This window comes from Mesorhizobium sp. M0145, from assembly GCF_040322355.1.
GTDB lineage: Bacteria > Pseudomonadota > Alphaproteobacteria > Rhizobiales > Rhizobiaceae > Mesorhizobium.
In genome coordinates this window covers 1-1245 of record NZ_JAMYTK010000069.1, presented here as the reverse complement: position 1 = coordinate 1245, position 1245 = coordinate 1, and the positions used below count along the sequence as shown (strand labels likewise).

General features: G+C 55.7%; 1 protein-coding gene. It reads right to left on the bottom strand.

What is annotated here, in order from left to right:
- Positions 1-12 precede the first annotated feature (12 nt).
- A partial coding sequence (locus tag NKJ28_RS32930; RefSeq protein WP_352638598.1) for a M24 family metallopeptidase occupies positions 13-1245 on the bottom strand: 1233 nt, incomplete at its 5' end.

Sequence of the window (1245 nt, the reverse complement as noted above, 5' to 3'; positions counted from 1 at the left end):
TACCCTTAAAAGTCAGTAATTGACCAGCAGGTCACGAGACATTCTGCTCAGTGACTTCGCGCCGTTCTCGGTCACGCGAACAGTCTCGCTGAAGATGTAGCCATCATCCTTCTCAAAAATGCCGATGAGGACGTGGAAGGTCATGTTGGGTTCAATTACGGTGTGGTCGTCCTCCTGGAAGCTGCCTCCGCCGTCGGTCCAAGCCAGACCAATGGAGTAGCCGCTCCTGGATTCCTTCCGCACGCCAAAAGGTTCAAAGGCGCGCTTGAATGCTCGCGCAACATCCGAGCAAGTAACTCCCGGCCGTATAGCCTCGAACTGCGCGAGAAAGCCGTCCAAGGCGGCTTGATGCAGATGCTGCGCCCGAGCGGTTGGTTCGCCCAAGAATACTGTCCGTGACAAGGCGCAGGCATAACGGTGTCGGAAGCCGGCTATCTCGAAATTGGTCTGGCTGCCCATCCTGTAACTCGCGTCGGACCACATAATATGCGGTGCGTTGGCGGGAGAGCCAACCGGCATAGTTGGAAACGCGCAAACACCCCCGGGAATTTCCGGCGTGCCTTTGATCAAAGCATGCATTACGGCAGCCGCTACGTCGCATTCGCGCGCGCCAGCAGCAATCTCCAGCCGGCCCATCTGCATGGCTCTGTCCGCAATCTTTCCAGCCTGCTCCATGTAGGCAAGCTCAGCTGGTGACTTTACCGTCTTCAGTTTGGAAATCATGCCATCGGCATCGATTGCCTTCGACAGGTCCAAGCTGTTGGCGAGGGCCGTATGAGCCTTCACTCCAAATACCTTAGCCGTCAGTTCGATCCCAATGCGGCTCGACTTGGTACGCTCGCGGATCAGATCGCCGATCGGCTCCCATGCCGTCCGCTGGCTCGACCCGATGTATTTCTCGGGATAACTGAGGATGCGCGATTCCGGCAGGTATGAGGTGGGCGTTGCACACAAAGTGTCGATCTCGCGCAGGATAAGCCACGGATCTTCCTCTTCTTGACATACGAGGGCGAGCTGCGGAACGTATTCTGAGTATCCGTCATAGCCCGTGAGATAGTTCATGTTTGACTCGTTCATGACAAGCAGCGTGTCAATGCCATGCTCCGCCATCTCCTGGCGAAGTCGGCGCGTGCGTTCGCGGTATTCCTGTTGACTAAATGCCGGCATGAGCAGCTTTCTCCTATCTTGCCTATTTTTGATAAAATGACGATTGCACGAGGCTGTCTTGGCTTTGCTTTCCTCAAA